Below are 15900 nucleotides of genomic sequence, written 5' to 3'. Positions count from 1 at the left end.
CCGGCCGCCCGGGCTACTCCCCTCCGTCCACCCGGTCCCCGGCGGGGTTGAGCGCGGCGACGACCCGGTCGTAGTCGCCGCGGGCCTCCCCGTAGCGCAGGAACTTCACGCGCTCCACCTGGATCTCCTTCGCGTCGGGCCGGGCCTCGATCAGCCCGATCACCTCCGCGGTGAACTCCTCCAGCGGCATGGCTGCCTCGTTCTCCTCGTGCCCGGGCATGAGGGCGGTGCGGACGGCCGGGGGCACCAGCTCCACGACCTTGACGGAGGTGTCGGCGAGCTGCAGCCGGACGGACTCGCTGAGCATGTGGACGGCGGCCTTCGTCGCGTTGTACGTCGGGGTGGCCTTCAGGGGAGCGAACGCCAGACCGGACGAGACGGTCATGATCGTGGCGTCCGGCTGCCGCTGGAGGTGTTCGACGAACGCCGCGATCAGCCGGATCGTGCCGAGCAGGTTCGTGGTGACCGTGGACTCGGCGGTGGCCAGGAACGACGCCGGGCTGTGCCAGTCCTCGGCGCTCATCACCCCGGCCATCGGCACCAGGACGTTCAGGTCGGGGTGGCGGGCGAGGACCTCCTTCGCCGCGGCGTCGATGCTCGCCGGGTCGGCGGCGTCCACCAGCACGGTGTCGACACCGGGGTGCTCGGCCGCGATCCGCTCCAGCAGCTCGGCGCGCCGGCCGCCCACGACGACGGTGTTGCCCCGGTCGCGCAGCGCCAGTGCGAGCGACAGCCCGATGCCGCTGGTGGAGCCCGGGATGAAGACGGTGTTTCCGGAGATGTTCATGCCTCCGACTATCGTCCGCCGCCGGGGCCGGTGGCAGGGACGCCTCATCGGGGGACCACCGGTCCCTGGCTGAGCGGCGGCGGCGGGACGACAATCGGATCCATGGACCGCCCCGCACTCGCCGACTTCCTGCGCCGCCGCCGCGAGGCACTGCGACCGGAGGACGTCGGCCTGCCCCTGGGCGCCCGCCGCCGGGCCCCCGGACTGCGCCGGGAGGAGGTCGCCTCGCTCGCCGTGATGTCGACCGACTACTACACCAGGCTGGAGCAGCGGCGCGCCCCCCAGCCCAGCGCCCACATCCTGTCCGCGCTGGCCCGCGCCCTGCGGCTGACCAGGGACGAACGCGACTACCTGTACCGGATCGCCGGGCACAACGCCCCGGCCGCCCTGGCGGCCTCGCCCCACGTCGCCCCCGCGCTGCTGCGGGTGCTCGACCGCCTCGCCGACACGCCGGCGCTGGTCCTCAGCGACCTGGGCGAGACACTGGTGCAGAACGGCCCGGCCGCGGCCCTGTTCGGCGACGCCTCGCACCTGACCGGCCCGGCCCGCAGCGCCATCTACCGCTGGTTCACCGACCCCTCCGCCCGGCTCCTCTACCCCGAGCAGGACCGGGACCGGCAGAGCCGCGCCCAGGTCGCCAGCCTGCGCGCCGCCTACGGCGTCCGCGGCCCGCGATCCACCGCGGGCGAGCTGGTCCGGGCCCTGAGCCGGGCCAGCGAGGAGTTCGCCGGCCTGTGGGCGCGCCACGAGGTCGCCCGGCGCTTCGAGGACCACAAGACGCTCGTCCACCCCGAAGTCGGACCGATCGAGGTCGACTGCCAGGCCCTGTTCACCGAGGACCAGTCCCAGGTGCTGCTCGTGCTCACCGCCGCACCCCGCAGCGAGAGCGAGGAGAAGCTCCGCCTGCTCGCCGTCCTCGGGCCCAACCGCTTCGCCGCACCGGCGCCGGACCGCCGGTGAGGACCGGGCCACGGGCGGTCCCCCGCCGGTACGCCGCCCGCCCGCACCGCGGGCTCGCCCCGGCCCGCGCGGAACCGCCCGGGCCGACCGATCCCGCCGGGCACGGCCCGGGCGGGCACCGTCCGCGTAAGCACCGTCCGGGCGGGCTACGAGGCGGCCCGCAGCACCTCGTAGCCCGCCTGGACGAACCGCCCGTTCAGGGTCGGCCCGGCGTTGACCAGCGCCGCCACCGCGACCCGCCCCTGCGGGGAGAAGCCGACGAAGGCCGTGAAACCCCGGGTGCCGCCGGAGTGGAAGTACAGCTCCCGCCCGCCGGAGCGGCGGCGGTTCCACACCAGGCACAGCTCGTCGCCGGAGGCCGGCAGCCGCAGCCGCGGCCGCTGGACGTCCGCCAGGGCCGACGCCAGCGCGGCGGGGCGGGCGGCAGGGCGGGCATCCGGGCGGGCGTCGAGGTGGGCCCGCAGGTAGCGCAGCAGGTCGGCGCCGCTCGCCCGGACCGCGCCCGCCCCCGGCAGGCCCGGGATCCGCCAGGGCGGCAGCGGGTGCCCGCGCCGGTACCCGACCGCGCGTCCGGCCGCGTCCGGATCGCACGTCGTGGCGCCCAGACCCAGCGGCGACAGGACCCGGTCGGCGAGCAGTTCGCCGTACGGCAGCCCGGCACGCTCCGCCAGCGCCCGGCCGAGCAGCCCGACCCCGTAGTTGGAGTACCGGTACCGGCTGCCGGGGCCGACGCGCACGGTGGTCCTGGCCAGCGCCGCCCGCAGCTCCTGCTCGCCGAAGGCCGCGTACGGGTTGCTGCGCCACGCGGGCAGGGCCGCCGCGAGCAGCCCCGGGGGCAGCCGGGGCAGGCCCGCGGTGTGGGTGGCCAGGTGCAGCAGCCGGACCGGCGCGCGGGAGCGGACCGCCACCGCGGGCCAGTGGGCGGGCAGCAGGCGGTCCACCGCCTCGTCCAGGGCGAGCTCCCCGCGCGCGGCCATCGCGGCGAGCAGCAGCGCGGTGAACGTCTTGCTGACGGAGCCGAGTTCGAAGACGGTGTCCGGGGTGCACGGGCCCGCCCGCCCCCGCCCGGTCCGCCCGGAGCACCGCACCTCCTCCCGATCGCCGCGCACCACGGCCACCGTGACGGCGGTCGCGGACGACGACGCGGCGGCCCGCACCGCCGCCGCGACCGCGGCGTCCACCCCGCTCACGCGGCCGCCGTCGCCCGCAGCGCCCGGGCCAGCGTGACGTCGCCCGCCACCACCGCGACGACGGCGGTGTGCTGGTGGTCCAGGAACGCCCGCTCCCGGTCCTCGTCCACCGGGTCGGTGTCGCGGGGCAGCAGCCCGTCCTCGTGCTGGGCGGCGGCCAGCGCGTCCCAGCCCTGCCGCCCGGTGGCCGGCTCGCCGATGCAGGCGTCGACCACCAGCAGCTCCGCGACGAGGTCCCACTGCCCGACCTCCACCCAGACGTCGAGCCAGACGGGCAGCCAGTCCCGGACGTAGTCGTGCATCGCCCGGGGGAGGCCCTCCGGGCGGGCGCCCCAGTCGGTGAGGTGGAAGACGGTGTGGGTGATGTCGTACCCGGTCATCCAGTTCACGGCCCAGGGCTCCGGCCTGGCGCCGAGCCAGGTGCCCAGGGCGAGCGCCTCCCAGTCCGGCCGGTGGCCGAGCCCGACGACCCGCCGGGCGTTGGCGACGCCCAGGCGCCGGTTGGCCCGGATCTCCTCGGCGTGCGCGGCCCGCAGCCGGCTGAGCGAGTCGAGCAGCTCCTCCAGCGCCGGGTGCCGGTAGCCGGCCCGGGCGAAGTGGCCGTAGGTCTCCAGCGGGTCGGTCATGGTGAAGTGGTGCAGCTGGCGCTCGTACAGCAGGTCGCCCCCGCGCAGCTGCGCCCAGCAGCCGTCGAGCAGGTCGCGCGCGGCGCGGGCGTCGGCGGGCGCGCTGACGCCGTCGCGCAGGACGAGGGAGGCGGCGAGGGCGACCTCCCCGAGCGGCTTGTAGGCGTTGTCGGGATCGGCGAAGTCGATCAGGGTGCTGTCCGGAATCCGCCCGAGCCCGTCCCGGTGCGCGGAGTGCAGCCAGGACAGCGCGCGGGAGCCGAGCCGCTGCGCGGTGGCGAGGACGCGGGTGTCGGTCATGCCGCCCGCCTCCCGTCGGCGGGGCCGTCGAGCAGCCGGCGGGCGACGGCGAGGCCCAGCCCGGTGCGGGCGCTGCCGTCGCCGGCCAGCCGGATCCGGTCCAGGACGGGCTCGACCTCCAGGCGCGGCGGCAGGCCCTCGGCGCCGGTCCAGGAGAGCCAGCGGACGAGCCGGGCGGCGGTGGTGAGGTCGTGGCGCAGCAGGGAGCGGACGGTGCCGCGGGCGAGGTCCAGGGAGTGCGCGCGGGCCTGCGCGTGCACCGGCCCGTCGAGCCCGGGCAGCGCCAGCCCGGACAGCTGGGACATCCGCACCGACCAGGCCTGCCAGCCGGCCTCCTCCGGTCCGGGCAGCACGGGCGGCACCGGCGCGGCCTCCCCGTACGGGGTGCGGGCGAGGAACCGTCCGACGGCCCAGTCCTGCCACTCGACCACCCGGGCCGCCTCCGGGGACGGGGCGGCCGGGGCCGGGAACGTTCGCAGCGCCCGGGCCAGCAGCGCGGCGGTGGGCCCGTCGGGCTCGGCCCCGGCCAGCAGCCGCGGGGCGAACAGGTCGGCCCCGAGGACCCGGACCGCGGCCAGCAGCGGGCGGGAGGCGGTCTCCTCCGAGCCGGTCTCCTCCGGGCCGGGCGGCTCCGGGAGCGCGGCCACGGGAGCGCCGTCCCGGAGGGCGTCGAGGGTCCGGCGCGCCAGCTGTTCGACGGCGGCGGCGTACTCGTCGCGCAGTGGTGTCTCGGCGAACGGCATCTGCGAAGTCCCTCCTGGTACGCGGCGGTGGTGCGCGGCGGCCACGTAGCGGGTACGCGGCGGGCGCGCGCCGGGCCGGCCCGTGCAGGCGGGCCGGCCCGGTGATCAGACCTCCCCGACTACCGGGTCGGCTTCTCCTTCGGGGGCTTCGGCGACAGCAGCAGCCCCAGCACCAGGAGTCCGCCTCCCAGCGCCTCGGGCGAGTACGTGGGCGCGTCGGACACGACGGCCTCGTCCTCCACCATCAGGCTCGCCAACGCGGCGGCCTCGGTCGACGTCGCGCTGCGTGACGTCGGGGCCGTTTCGGTCCGGAACTGAGTAAGCATCAGATGTGCCTCCTCGTCTGGATTTCACCATCCGGTCGGGTGGCGCCCCCTCTCTCGACACTACGAGCACGAACGGCCTCCTGCATCCCCAACCGCGCAGGACGGGCCTCCGCCCGCGGTGCGGAGGCCCCGCGCCCGTCGGCGCACGGGGCCCCGCGCCCGTCCCGCTCCGTCGGGCGCCGTCCCGCTCCGGCCCGGATTCCGGCACACTGGAAGGATGTTGACGATGGGTTCGGTGGTACTGGGCGTGGCGGACGTGCCGCGGGCGGTGGCGTTCTGGACGGCGGCGCTCGGGTACGTCCCGCGCGGGGAGTTCGACGAGGACTGGGCGGTGCTGCTGCCCCCGCGCGAGGGCGGGGTGCAACTGGCGCTGGACCGCAGCGCCAGCCCGGTCCAGGAACACCCGCGGATCCACCTCGACCTCTACGCGGACGACGCCGCCGAACAGGCCGCCGAGGTGGAACGGCTGATGGCGCTGGGTGCTGAGCGGGTCGACTGGGACAGCTACCCGCCGGACCCGGACTTCGTCGTGCTCGCCGACCCGGACGGCAACCGCTTCTGCGTCATCGACACCGCGCACGGCTGACCCCGCCCGGCACCGCCCACGAGGCGCGCGAGCCCCGGGCCGGCGCCGCCCCCGGGCCTCCGTCGGGCGCCGCCGGGCCGGCCGGACCGCAGCGGGACGGGAGCGCCCGGCGGGGCGGGGGAGGGGCTGCGGGAACGCGTGGGAACAACGAGGAGGGATGGCGGGCGGGGACGGGGGCATAAGGATCGGTGAACGTTCCGTGTACACGGTCCACCGCCGATGCCGAGAGCCGATCGAACAGGGGCCACGCCATGCCGCACCGCCGCTTCACCGTCCACCTTCCCCCCACGGCCGCCGGGGACGCCCTGCCCGGCCTCCGGCGTTCCCCGCACGCCACCCGTGGTGCGGGCGGGGACGGGGACCGGCTGCCGGCGTGCGCCCGGACACCGGTGCGCACGCCGGCGCAGGCGCGGCGGGCGGTGTCGGACGTGCTGGGCGCCGAGGGAGCCGTCTCCCCCGCCGGGCGGCGGAACGCGCTGCTGGTGGCCTCCGAACTCGTCACCAACGCTCTGCGCCACGCCGGGGGCGTGGTGGGTTTCGCCGTCGGCGTCGAGACCGCGCCGGCGGGCGCCGCTGCCGGGGGGACCGACGGCCGCCCGGGCGGCGGCACGTGCGTGCGGATCGACGTCGAGGACGCGGTCGGCAGCCGACCGCGGACCGACCCGGCCGCCCTGCGGGACCCCTACCGCCTGAGCGGGCGCGGCTGGGCACTGGTCCAGCTCCTCGCCGCGACCGGGGACGTCCTCCCCCTGCCCGGGGGCGGCAAGCGGGTGAGCGTCACCGTCCCGCTCTAGGGACCGCACCCCCGGACCGCGCCCCCGGACCGCGCCGGGTGCCGCGCCCGCCCGCCGGTCGTCGTCCCGTCGGTCGCCGTCCTGCCGGGCCCGGCGGCGGCGGTGCGGTTGCGGGGCCCGGCGGCCGGACCGAGGGTGGGGCGGGGCGCACGGAGGCCGTCCGGTGCCCCGACCGCGAGCGAGGAGGAGCGATGCGCACTGCGTCCGGCGGAGACGGGCTCCGCGGCGGGGCGTCCCCGCTGCGCGGGCGGGTGGCCGTCGTCACGGGGGCCGCCCGCGGCGTCGGGGAGCACCTCGCGCGGAGCCTGTCCGCGGCCGGCATGCGGGTGGCCCTCGCCGGGCGGGAGGAGGCGACCCTCCGGGAGACCGCCGCGACCCTGCCCGGACCGACCCTCTGCGTCGAGTGCGACGTCACCGACCGGGCGGCCCTGGCCGGGGCCGCCCGCCGGGTCGAGGCCGAGCTGGGACCGGCCAGCGTGGTGGTGGCCAACGCCGGCATCGCCGTGAGCGGGGCGTTCGGCCGCACCAGCGCCGAACTCTGGCAGCGGGTCATCGACGTCAACCTCATCGGGTCCGCCAACACCGCCCGCGCCTTCCTGCCCCAACTCCTCTCCACCCGGGGCTACTTCCTCCAGATCGCCTCGACGGCGGCCTTCGGCGCGGCCCCGATGATGAGCGCCTACTGCGCGTCGAAGGCGGGAGCCGAGTCGTTCGCGCTCGCCCTGCGCGGCGAGGTCGAACCCGACGGCGTCCGGGTCGGCGTCGCCTACCTCCACTGGACCGGGACCGAGATGCTCGACGGCATCGACGACAACCCGGTCCTGGCGGCGCTGCGCCGCAACCAGCCGCGGCCCGCCCGCCGCGTCCACTCCCCGCAGCAGGTCGCCCGGTGGCTCACCCGGGGCATCACCGAGCGCGCCCCGCAGATCTACGCCCCGCCGTGGCTGCGCTGGTGCCAGCCGCTGCGCCCGGTCTTCCCCGCCCTGGTGGCCCGGACCACCCGCCGCGAGCTGCGGGCCGCGGCGGACGGCGAGCTCGCCACCGCGGGCGAAGTCCTGGGCGCCGGCGGGCACGCGGACTGGAACTCCTACCGGGAGTCGCACCAGCCCCCCGCCGGGTAGCGCCCACGGGACGCCGCCCGGACCCCGCAGCGCCCCCGCCCCGGCCGGGCCTCGGCCAATCGGGGCGGTACCCGCCCGGCCCCGTCTTGCCCGTCCCCGCGGCGGGTAGCAGAGGAGGAGTTCCAGCCGGCCGCTCCCCGGGCCGGTTCCCACGGCACGCTCCCACCCGCGAAGGCGACTCATGACCCACGACAGCAACGGACACCCCTCCGAAGAGCCCGGCGCCCCCGCCCCGCCCGGGCCGGCCGAGGACGGCGCACCCGCCGGGCTCTGCCTGGTCACCGGCGCCAGCGGGTACATCGGCGGCCGGCTCGTCCCGGAGCTGCTGTCGGCGGGCTACCAGGTGCGCTGCCTGGTCCGCACGCCGGACAAGCTCCGCGACTTCCCCTGGATCGACGAGGTGGAGGTGGTGCGCGGCGACGTCCTGGACGCGGACTCCGTGGCCCGCGCCCTGGACGGCGCGAACGTCGCCTACTACCTGGTGCACGCCATGCGCGGGGGCGACGACTTCGAGGAGACCGACCGCCGCGCCGCCCGCACCTTCGCGGACGCGGCCCGCGCCGCCCGGCTGGACCGGCTGGTCTACCTCGGCGGGCTCACCCCCAGGGACGTGCCCGAGAGCGACCTGTCGCCGCACCTGCGCTCGCGGGCCGAGGTCGGGCGCATCCTCCTCGACTCGGGCGTGCCCACGGCGGTGCTGCGGGCGGCGACGGTCATCGGTTCCGGATCGGCGTCCTTCGAGATGCTCCGCTACCTCGTCGAGCGCCTCCCGGTCATGGTGACGCCGCGCTGGGTGCGCACCCGCATCCAGCCGATCGCGGTCGCGGACGTCCTGCGCTACCTGGTGGGCAGCGCGACGCTGCCGGCCTCCGTCTCCCGCACCTTCGACATCGGCGGGCCCGAGGTGATGGACTACCGCGCGATGATGCAGCGCTACGCCCGGGTGGCGGAACTGCCGCACCGCCTCATCGTCTCCGTGCCGATGCTGTCACCGGGGCTGTCCAGCCACTGGATCGGCCTCGTGACGCCCGTCCCGCGCAGCATCGCCCGCCCGCTGGCGGAGTCGCTGCGCCACGAGGTGGTCTGCACCGAGCACGACATCGCCGACCACATCCCCGACACCGCGGAGTCCCCGCTGGACTTCGACGAGGCGCTGCGCCTGGCCCTGCAGCAGGTCAAGGAGGCGCAGGTCGCCACCCGCTGGTCGTCCGCGGCCCTGCCCGACGCGCCCAGCGACCCGCTGCCCACCGACCCCGACTGGGCGGGCGGCAGCCTGTACATCGACCGCCGGGCCCGGCGGACCGAGGCCGGCCCCGAGGAGCTGTGGCAGGTCATCGAGGGCATCGGCGGCGAGAACGGCTGGTACTCCTTCGGGCTCGGCTGGGCCGTCCGAGGCTGGCTGGACCGCCTGGTGGGGGGCGTGGGGCTGCGCCGGGGCCGGCGCGACGCCACCCGGCTGCGGCTCGGCGACGCCGTGGACTTCTGGCGCGTGGAGGCCGTCGACCGCGGGGAACTCCTGCGGCTGCGCGCCGAGATGCTGCTGCCGGGGCTCGCCTGGCTGGAACTGCGCGTCGGCCGGGACCGGCAGGGGCGCACGGTCTACCTCCAGCGCGCGCTCTTCCACCCGCGCGGCCTCGCTGGCCAGGCCTACTGGTGGAGCGTGTCTCCCTTCCACGCCTTCGTCTTCGGCGGGATGGCCCGCAACATCACCCGCGCGGCCGAGCGCCTGGGCCGCCACGACCCGCACGGGCCGTCGGAGTCCGCCGACCCGGGCGCGCGGCCCAGGGCCGGCGCGGCCCGGGACCGGGACTGACCTCGGCGCGATCCCGGGCCCGGTCCGGCCACGGTCCGGGTCCGGGTCCGGGAGCTACCGCGGCCCCGGACCCGGACTGACCGCGGCGCGGGGCGCGGGGCTCAGTCCCGCCCGGGGTGGCGGCCCGGGCGGTGCGGCGGCCCGGCCAACGGCGTGGGCGACAGGGCGGTGTCCTCCTCGCCGGCCTCCAGCAGCGTGTTCGCGGCCCCCACGATCAGCGGGTCGGGCCGCCCCACCGCGTCGCGGTCCTTGCTGTCGTAGTCGATCCGGTCCAGCAGGCTGCGGATCGCCTCCACCCGGGCCCGCCGCTTGTCGTTGCCCTTGACGACCGTCCAGGGAGCGGAGCGGGTGTCGGTGGCCCGGAACATGCCGACCTTGGCGCTCGTGTAGGCGTCCCACAGGTCCAGGGAGGCCAGGTCGGTGGGGGAGAGCTTCCACTGGCGCACCGGGTCGATCCGGCGGATCGCGAAGCGGGTGCGCTGCTCGGAACGAGAGACCGAGAACCAGAACTTCACCAGCACGACCCCGTCGGCCACCAGCATGTCCTCGAAGGCGGGGCACTGCCGCAGGAACCGCTCGTACTCCTCCGGCGAGCAGAACCCCATCACCCGCTCGACCCCGGCCCGGTTGTACCAGGAGCGGTCGAAGAAGACGATCTCACCGGCGGTCGGCAACTCGGCGACGTACCGCTGGAAGTACCACTGCCCGGCCTCCCGGTCGGTCGGCTTGTCGAGGGCGACGATCCGGGCGCCGCGCGGGTTGAGACGCTCGGTGAAGCGCCGGATCGCGCCGCCCTTGCCCGCCGCGTCCCGGCCCTCGCAGACGACGACCAGCCGCGTCCCGGTGGCCTTCACCCAGCGCTGGAGCTTCAGCAGCTCGATCTGCAGGATGCGTTTGGTCCGCTCGTACTCGCCGCGGCCCATCTTGCGGTCGTAGGGGTGGTTCTCCTGCCAGGTCTGTATGGGCGCGCCGGCCGCGTCCAGCAGCACCGGCTGCTCCGGCCGCTGGTGATCGACGCTCAGACCCGCCAGCAGGTCCTTGGCCCCGGTGCGCCGCTCTTCTCGCTCGTCCACGGCGGGCTCCTGCTCCCTTCGGTCGGGTGGTTCCGTTCCGTCCCGGTTCCGGGACGGCCGCCCCGTCCGGTCGGACGGGGCGGCGCGGCGATCAGGCGGTTCCCAGGTAGTAGGCGCCGAGGGCCTGGTGGTAGTCGGAGCCGTCGGCGTGGGCGTCGGGATCGAACTCGGGCGAGTTCCGGATCTCCTCCATGGTCCGGTCCAGCCACACCGACCTGTCGTCGTGGTCGACCCGGTTGACGGTGCCCGCGGGGACGAGCACCGTGCGCCCGAAGATCCACGGCCCGGTGTCCACCACGAGGTAGGCGTAGCCGACGTCCTCGCTGTGCTTGTCGACCTTGCCGATCCGGCCGTCCGCGGCCTCCACCCGGTATCCCGTCAGATCGTCGCCCGAGGCGTACCCCTCGGCGCTCTCGTAATCCCAGATCCCTCTGGCCACGGTGGTCTCCCCTGTTCTCGACTGTTCTCGACGTGCGGTTTCACCGACTCCGTTACCCGCGTTCCGAGGACGCATCCGCCCCTTTTCCGCGCAAGGGCTTGACGCCGCGTCAGCTTCCGTGGCAGTTCGTTGTCATGTCACGAGAAAGTCATTTGGGGGGCCCACGCTGCTGGCTGACCGCCTCACCGCCTGACCGTCGAACGCCTGACCGTCCGCGCCGCCCGCCCGACTGACCAGGGGACCGAATGAACCTCCGCCGCACCGTCGCCGCAGCCGCCCTCACCGCGGCCCTCACGGCCACCACCCAGCTCGGCGCCGCCGCCGGCGCCGCCACCCCCGCCGAACTGCCGTTCGCCTCCACCAGCTCCGTGGGCATCCACAACACCTACGACCCGGCCGCCTTCGGATTCCTGGCCCAGGCGCTGGACACCGGCACCTCGATGATCGAGCTGGACGCCTGGACCGACACCGTCACCAAGGAGTGGAAGGTCAGCCACTCCAACCCGCTGGGCAACTCCAACAACTGCGTCAACGCCTCCTCCCCGGCGCAGCTGTACACCGGCGGCGTCAACAAGAACCTGGAGAGCTGCCTGGACGACGTCCGGGTCTGGCTGGCCGCGCACCCCACCGCGGGCCCGGTCACGGTCAAACTGGAGCTCAAGGGCGGCTTCGCGGCCAACAGCGGCATGGGCCCCGCCCAGCTCGACGCGCTGATCGCCGCCCACCTGGGCAGCGCCGCCTTCCGCCCGGCCGACCTGCTGGCCAAGCCCGGCGGGGGAAGCTACCCGACCCTGGACGACGCCGCCCGGGCCGGCAACTGGCCCGGCCGGTCGAGCCTGGCCGGCCGCGCGCTGGTCTACGTCATCCCCGGCACCGTGGAGGAGGGCAACCCCTTCGACACCCTGCACACCGACACCGAGTACGCCCGCCACCTGCGCGACCTGGCCGCGGCCGGCCGGATCGGCGACGCCCGGGTCTTCCCCGCCGTCCACGGCGCCGCCGCCGGCGACCCGCGCACCGGGTACCCGGAGGCGAACATCCGCCCCTGGTTCGTGGTCTTCGACGGCGACGCCGCCGCCTACCTGAACGGCGTCGACACCTCCTGGTACGACACCCGCCACTACCTGCTCAGCATGACCGACGCGCAGAACGTCGCCCCCGCGATCAGCGCCACCGACCCGACCGCGGACCAGGCCCGCGCCCGCGTGGTCCAACTCGCCGGAGCCCACGCCACCCTGGTCTCCTCCGACTGGCGCCACCTGCCCGAGGTGCAGTCCATGGTCCTGCCGCGCGGCTGACACCCCGCCGGGGTTTCGTCCCCGCGGTCCCGGCCCTCCTCCGTACACTGGTGACATGCGACAGCGTCCCGGAGGGCCGGGAGACGGGGCCGAGGGCCTGTTCGACCTGGACGAGCTCATCGCCGCCGCCGCGCCGCCCGGCGAATCCCCCGAGCGGCCGTTCCGCGACGGGGAGCAGGCGCGCAGGCTGCTCGACATCACCGAGATCCACGCCGAACCCGCCGCCGCGCGGTCCTGGCGGGGCCGGCAGATCATCGCCCGCTTCCCCGGCGCCCGGATCGTCGAGACCGCCTCCCACTGGCGCATCCCCGACCTGCACGGCAACGCGGGCAACGTGGAGCGCTGGGTGCGGACCAAGCGCGGCACCCTGGTCCTCGGCGAGCGCAAGTCCTTCGGCATCCGCCCCAACGGGCGGTCGGCCGACTGGATCGCCCCCGGCCTCTCCAACGGCTGCGCCATGGCCTGCGCCTACTGCTACGTCCCGCGCCGCAAGGGCTTCGCCAACCCGATCACCGTCTTCACCAACACCGAGCGCGTCCTGGCCGCCCTGGAACGGCACGTCGCGGCCACCGGCCCCAAGCGCGAGCCCAACCAGTGCGACGAGCGGGCCTGGGTCTACGACATCGGGGAGAACGGCGACTGCTCGGTCGACGACCTGATCGGCGACGGCACCGCCGACCTGGTCCGGGCCTTCCGCCGCCTGCCCACCGCCAAGGCCTCCTTCGCCACCAAGTTCGTCAACCCCGACCTGCTGCGACTCGACCCGCAGGGCCGCACCCGCATCCGCTTCTCCGTCATGCCGCCCGACGACTCCAGGCACCTCGACATCCGCACCAGCCCGGTCCCCGAACGCCTCGCGGCCGCCGCCGACTTCCTCGACGCCGGCTACGAAGTGCACTTCAACCTCTCCCCGGTGGTCATCCGCCCGGGCTGGGAACGGGACTGGGGCGAACTGCTGCGGGCCATGGACGACACGCTCCCGCAGCGGGTCAAGGACCAGGCCGCCGCGGAGGTCATCATGCTCACCCACAACCGGGACCTGCACGAGGTCAACCTCGGCTGGCACCCCCGCGCGGAGGAGGTGCTGTGGCGCCCGGACCTCCAGGAGCCGAAACGCTCCGAGAACGGCAGCTGGAACGTGCGCTACCGCACCGGCGCCAAGGCCGCCGCCCTCGAAACGCTGCGCGGGCTGATCGGCGCCCGCGCCCCCTGGCTGCGGGTCCGCTACGCCTTCTGAGCGCCGCGCACGGCCCGGACGCTCAGAACCAGTCGGGGCGGGTGTCGGCCGCCGTCCGGTCCAGGCCGGTCAGCAGGTCGAACTGCGGTTCGGTGCGGGGGAGTTCGACGCGGAAGAAGTAGCGGGCGGCCTGCCGCTTGCCCTGGTGGAAGGCGTCCCCGCCGTCGGGGAGGGCGAGGAACTGCTCCAGCCAGATCCAGGCGACCACCACGTGCCCGACCGCCTCCAGGTAGAGGGAGGCGTTGGTCAGCGCGGTGTCCGGGTCGCCGCCCGCCCACAGGGCGGCCGTGGTGCGCTCGACCCGGGTGGCGGCGACGGCCAACCCGGCGGCCAGGACGGCGGCTTCGCCGCCGGTGTCCGCGGCGCGGCGGACGGTGGCGCCGATGGTCTCCAGCAGCAGCCGCAGGCCCGCCCCGCCGTCCATGACGACCTTGCGGCCGAGCAGGTCGAGGCCCTGGATGCCGTGGGTGCCCTCGTGGATGGCGTTGAGCCGGTTGTCGCGGTAGAACTGCTCGACGTCGTACTCGCGGGTGTACCCGTAGCCGCCGTGGACCTGGATGGCGAGGTCGTTGGCGGCCAGGCACCACTGCGAGGGCCAGCTCTTGGCGATCGGGGTCAGCACGTCGAGCAGCAGCCGGGCCCGGGCGCGCTCGGCCCGCTGCCCGGCGGTGCGCTCCTCGTCCAGCAGGCGGCTGCAGTACAGGCTCAGCGCGAGGCCGCCCTCGACGTAGCTCTTCTGGGCCAGCAGCATCCGCCTGACGTCGGCGTGCTCGATGATCGGCACCTGCGGGGCGGCCGGGTCCTTGGCGCCGGGCGGGCGCCCCTGGGTGCGGGTGCGGGCGTAGTCGAGGGCGTGCAGGTAGCCGGTGTAGCCGAGCGCGGCGGCGCCCAGGCCGACGCCGATCCGGGCCTCGTTCATCATGTGGAACATGTACGCCAGCCCGTGGTGCGGCTCGCCGACCAGGAAGCCGACCGCGCCCGGCGCGCCCGCCGGGGTGTGCCGTCCCTCGCCGAAGTTGAGGAGCGTGTTGGCCGTGCCCCGGTAGCCCATCTTGTGGTTCAGGCCCGCCAGGACCACGTCGTTGCGCTCGCCCGGTGAACCGTCCGGCGCCACCAGGTACTTGGGGACGACGAAGAGCGAGATGCCCTTCACGCCCGCCGGGCCGCCGGGGATCTTGGCGAGCACCAGGTGGACGATGTTCTCGCTCAGGTCGTGGTCGCCGCCGGAGATCCACATCTTGGTGCCGGTGACCCGGTAGGTGCCGTCGGGCTGCGGCACCGCCCGGGTGGTGATGTCCGTCAGCGAGGAGCCCGCCTGCGGCTCGGAGAGGCACATGGTGCCGAAGAAGCGGCCCTCGACCATGGGCCGCACGTAGGTGTCGACCTGCTCCGCGCTGCCGTGGGCCAGCAGCAGGTTGGCGTTGGCCACCGTCAGGAACGGGTAGGCCGCGGTGCCGACGTTGGCCGCCTGGAACCAGGCCGTGCAGGCGTGGGCGACCACCTGCGGCAGCTGCTGCCCGCCCACCGCGTGGTCCATCGCCGCACCGACCAGGCCGGACTCGGCGAAGACCCGCAGCGCCCGCCCGACCTCCGGGATGATGTGCACCCGCTCGCCGTCGAAGGTCGGTTCCCGGGCGTCGTTCTCCTTGTTGTGCGGGGCGAAGTGCTCGGCCGCGATCCGCGCGCTGAGGTCGAGCACCGCGTCGATCGTGTCCCGGTCGTGCTCGGCGTAGCGCTCGCGCGCGGTCAGGGCGGTGACGTCCAGCCAGTCGTGCAGCAGGAAGTCCAGGTCGCGGCGGGACAGCAGGAGGGAGGCCATGGCGGGTGCGTCCAATCGGGCAGCCGGTCTGCGGGCAGGCCCCATTCTCCGCCGTGCCCGCGCGCGGTCGCGGGCGGGGCCGACAGGTCACCGTCCGCGACCGCGCGGGTGCTCCGGAGCCGCCCGCCCCCGCCCGGGGCGGGCGGCTCCGGAACGCGGTCAGGCCGCGAGGAGGTCGGTGAGGTCGTCGGCGTGCTCTTCCTCCTCCTCGAGGATGGATTCGATGAGCCGGCGGGTGGTGGGGTCGTGCTCGCCGAGCCAGCGGGCGATCTCCTGGTAGGTGGAGATGACGATGCGCTCGGCGAGCAGGTTGTCCTCCAGCATCTTCTTGAGGTCCGTCTCGCCGGGAGTGGTGTAGTCGGTGTGGGCGCGCTGGACGAGGGTGGCCGGGTCGAAGTCGGGCTCGCCGCCGAGCTGGGAGATCCGTTCGGCGGCGCGCAGGGCGTGCTGCATCTCCTCGGCGGCGTGTTCGGTGAACTCGGCCGCGACCTGCGCGCGATCGATGCCGGTGGCCGAGATCGCGTGCCGGGTGTAGCGCAGCCAGCACACCACCTCGGTGGCGACCACGTCGTTCAGGACGGCGATCACCTTCTCGGCGTCCAGACCGTAGGTGGCCGTCAGGGCGCCGTCGGACATCTTCTGCCGGGCTTCGTCCCGGATGCGGGTCACGTCGATGACGAAATCGTCGCCAGCCATGCGGTACTCCCAGGTGGTGGGGGGTGAGAACGGTTCTCCCAGCGATTCCCGCAGCCGGCGGCGGCGACACGGACGGGCCCGCGACACCACCG

The 15900-nt window shown here is 75.3% G+C and carries 16 protein-coding genes; 7 read left to right on the top strand and 9 right to left on the bottom strand.

Features of this window, described 5'->3' with window-relative positions; genetic code table 11:
* Window positions 1-13: 13 nt before the first annotated feature.
* Window positions 14-787 carry an SDR family oxidoreductase gene (locus K353_RS17500; protein ID WP_111554542.1) on the bottom strand — a complete coding sequence of 258 codons (774 nt, stop codon included), beginning with the start codon at window positions 785-787 and terminating at the stop codon, window positions 14-16.
* Window positions 788-889: 102 nt separating this feature from the next.
* Here K353_RS17500 and K353_RS17495 point away from each other — a divergent pair, with 102 nt between their 5' ends.
* On the top strand, window positions 890-1747 hold the full coding sequence (locus tag K353_RS17495; RefSeq protein WP_111554541.1) for a helix-turn-helix transcriptional regulator: 858 nt from the start codon (window positions 890-892) through the stop codon (window positions 1745-1747).
* Window positions 1748-1893: 146 nt separating this feature from the next.
* On the opposite strand, the gene K353_RS17490 is transcribed toward K353_RS17495, so the two are convergent.
* The 4 genes from K353_RS17490 to K353_RS17475 form a co-directional block, all read right to left on the bottom strand.
* The gene (locus K353_RS17490) at window positions 1894-2937 is read right to left on the bottom strand and encodes a serine hydrolase (RefSeq protein ID WP_111554540.1); all 1044 of its coding nucleotides are present in this window, start codon (window positions 2935-2937) and stop codon (window positions 1894-1896) included.
* A complete protein-coding gene (locus tag K353_RS17485) occupies window positions 2934-3863 on the bottom strand; it encodes a hypothetical protein (RefSeq protein ID WP_111554539.1) in 930 nt (309 codons plus the stop codon). The genes K353_RS17490 and K353_RS17485 overlap by 4 nt, the downstream gene beginning before the upstream one ends.
* Window positions 3860-4606 (bottom strand): hypothetical protein, encoded by a 747-nt coding sequence (locus K353_RS17480; RefSeq protein ID WP_111554538.1) that lies wholly within the window; start codon window positions 4604-4606, stop codon window positions 3860-3862. Before K353_RS17480 ends, K353_RS17485 begins: the two co-directional genes overlap by 4 nt.
* 119 nt (window positions 4607-4725) lie before the next feature.
* Window positions 4726-4932: a hypothetical protein gene (locus tag K353_RS17475; protein WP_100834351.1), complete on the bottom strand. Its 207-nt coding sequence runs from the start codon at window positions 4930-4932 to the stop codon at window positions 4726-4728.
* 217 nt (window positions 4933-5149) lie between these two features.
* Here K353_RS17475 and K353_RS17470 point away from each other — a divergent pair, with 217 nt between their 5' ends.
* The 4 genes from K353_RS17470 to K353_RS17455 all read left to right on the top strand — a co-directional run bounded on the left by K353_RS17470 (window position 5150) and on the right by K353_RS17455 (window position 9246).
* Entirely contained in the window at window positions 5150-5518 is a 369-nt protein-coding gene (locus tag K353_RS17470; protein WP_111554537.1) for a VOC family protein, read from the top strand.
* A 419-nt stretch (window positions 5519-5937) separates the two neighbouring features.
* On the top strand, window positions 5938-6312 hold the full coding sequence (locus tag K353_RS17465; protein WP_146616493.1) for an ATP-binding protein: 375 nt from the start codon (window positions 5938-5940) through the stop codon (window positions 6310-6312).
* A 191-nt stretch (window positions 6313-6503) separates the two neighbouring features.
* On the top strand, window positions 6504-7433 hold the full coding sequence (locus tag K353_RS17460) for an SDR family oxidoreductase (RefSeq protein ID WP_111554535.1): 930 nt from the start codon (window positions 6504-6506) through the stop codon (window positions 7431-7433).
* 181 nt (window positions 7434-7614) lie between these two features.
* Window positions 7615-9246: an SDR family oxidoreductase gene (locus K353_RS17455; RefSeq protein ID WP_111554534.1), complete on the top strand. Its 1632-nt coding sequence runs from the start codon at window positions 7615-7617 to the stop codon at window positions 9244-9246.
* 101 nt (window positions 9247-9347) lie between these two features.
* Here the strand turns inward: K353_RS17455 and ppk2 are convergent, their stop codons facing one another.
* Both ppk2 and K353_RS17445 read right to left on the bottom strand, forming a co-directional pair.
* A complete protein-coding gene (gene ppk2, locus K353_RS17450; RefSeq protein WP_111554533.1) occupies window positions 9348-10319 on the bottom strand; it encodes a polyphosphate kinase 2 in 972 nt (323 codons plus the stop codon).
* 91 nt (window positions 10320-10410) lie between these two features.
* Window positions 10411-10758 (bottom strand): PRC-barrel domain-containing protein, encoded by a 348-nt coding sequence (locus K353_RS17445; protein ID WP_111554532.1) that lies wholly within the window; start codon window positions 10756-10758, stop codon window positions 10411-10413.
* Window positions 10759-11003: 245 nt separating this feature from the next.
* On the opposite strand from K353_RS17445, the gene K353_RS17440 reads away from it, so the two are divergent.
* Window positions 11004-12056: a phosphatidylinositol-specific phospholipase C domain-containing protein gene (locus K353_RS17440; protein WP_111554531.1), complete on the top strand. Its 1053-nt coding sequence runs from the start codon at window positions 11004-11006 to the stop codon at window positions 12054-12056.
* 55 nt (window positions 12057-12111) lie between these two features.
* The gene (locus K353_RS17435; protein ID WP_111554530.1) at window positions 12112-13293 is read left to right on the top strand and encodes a spore photoproduct lyase family protein; all 1182 of its coding nucleotides are present in this window, start codon (window positions 12112-12114) and stop codon (window positions 13291-13293) included.
* Between the two features lie 22 nt (window positions 13294-13315).
* Here the strand turns inward: K353_RS17435 and K353_RS17430 are convergent, their stop codons facing one another.
* A complete protein-coding gene (locus tag K353_RS17430; protein WP_111554529.1) occupies window positions 13316-15112 on the bottom strand; it encodes an acyl-CoA dehydrogenase in 1797 nt (598 codons plus the stop codon).
* A 159-nt stretch (window positions 15113-15271) separates the two neighbouring features.
* Window positions 15272-15808 (bottom strand): ferritin-like domain-containing protein, encoded by a 537-nt coding sequence (locus K353_RS17425; protein ID WP_111554528.1) that lies wholly within the window; start codon window positions 15806-15808, stop codon window positions 15272-15274.
* Between the last annotated feature and the right edge of the window lie 92 nt (window positions 15809-15900).

This window comes from Kitasatospora sp. SolWspMP-SS2h (assembly GCF_003259315.1).
GTDB classification, from domain to species: domain Bacteria; phylum Actinomycetota; class Actinomycetes; order Streptomycetales; family Streptomycetaceae; genus Kitasatospora; species Kitasatospora fiedleri.
The sequence above is the reverse complement of the archived record's forward strand: the minus strand, read 5'-3'. Positions and strand labels throughout refer to the sequence as shown.

What these genes read in the sequence shown, in the direction of transcription:
- K353_RS17500 (WP_111554542.1), bottom strand. Translation starts at nt 787, where the DNA reads ATGAACATCTCCGGAAACACCGTCTTCATCCCGGGCTCCACCAGCGGC.
- K353_RS17495 (WP_111554541.1), top strand. Translation starts at nt 890, where the DNA reads ATGGACCGCCCCGCACTCGCCGACTTCCTGCGCCGCCGCCGCGAGGCA.
- K353_RS17485 (WP_111554539.1), bottom strand. Translation starts at nt 3,863, where the DNA reads ATGACCGACACCCGCGTCCTCGCCACCGCGCAGCGGCTCGGCTCCCGC.
- K353_RS17480 (WP_111554538.1), bottom strand. Translation starts at nt 4,606, where the DNA reads ATGCCGTTCGCCGAGACACCACTGCGCGACGAGTACGCCGCCGCCGTC.
- K353_RS17475 (WP_100834351.1), bottom strand. Translation starts at nt 4,932, where the DNA reads ATGCTTACTCAGTTCCGGACCGAAACGGCCCCGACGTCACGCAGCGCG.
- K353_RS17470 (WP_111554537.1), top strand. Translation starts at nt 5,150, where the DNA reads ATGTTGACGATGGGTTCGGTGGTACTGGGCGTGGCGGACGTGCCGCGG.
- K353_RS17460 (WP_111554535.1), top strand. Translation starts at nt 6,504, where the DNA reads ATGCGCACTGCGTCCGGCGGAGACGGGCTCCGCGGCGGGGCGTCCCCG.
- K353_RS17455 (WP_111554534.1), top strand. Translation starts at nt 7,615, where the DNA reads ATGACCCACGACAGCAACGGACACCCCTCCGAAGAGCCCGGCGCCCCC.
- K353_RS17440 (WP_111554531.1), top strand. Translation starts at nt 11,004, where the DNA reads ATGAACCTCCGCCGCACCGTCGCCGCAGCCGCCCTCACCGCGGCCCTC.
- K353_RS17435 (WP_111554530.1), top strand. Translation starts at nt 12,112, where the DNA reads ATGCGACAGCGTCCCGGAGGGCCGGGAGACGGGGCCGAGGGCCTGTTC.
- K353_RS17430 (WP_111554529.1), bottom strand. Translation starts at nt 15,112, where the DNA reads ATGGCCTCCCTCCTGCTGTCCCGCCGCGACCTGGACTTCCTGCTGCAC.
- K353_RS17425 (WP_111554528.1), bottom strand. Translation starts at nt 15,808, where the DNA reads ATGGCTGGCGACGATTTCGTCATCGACGTGACCCGCATCCGGGACGAA.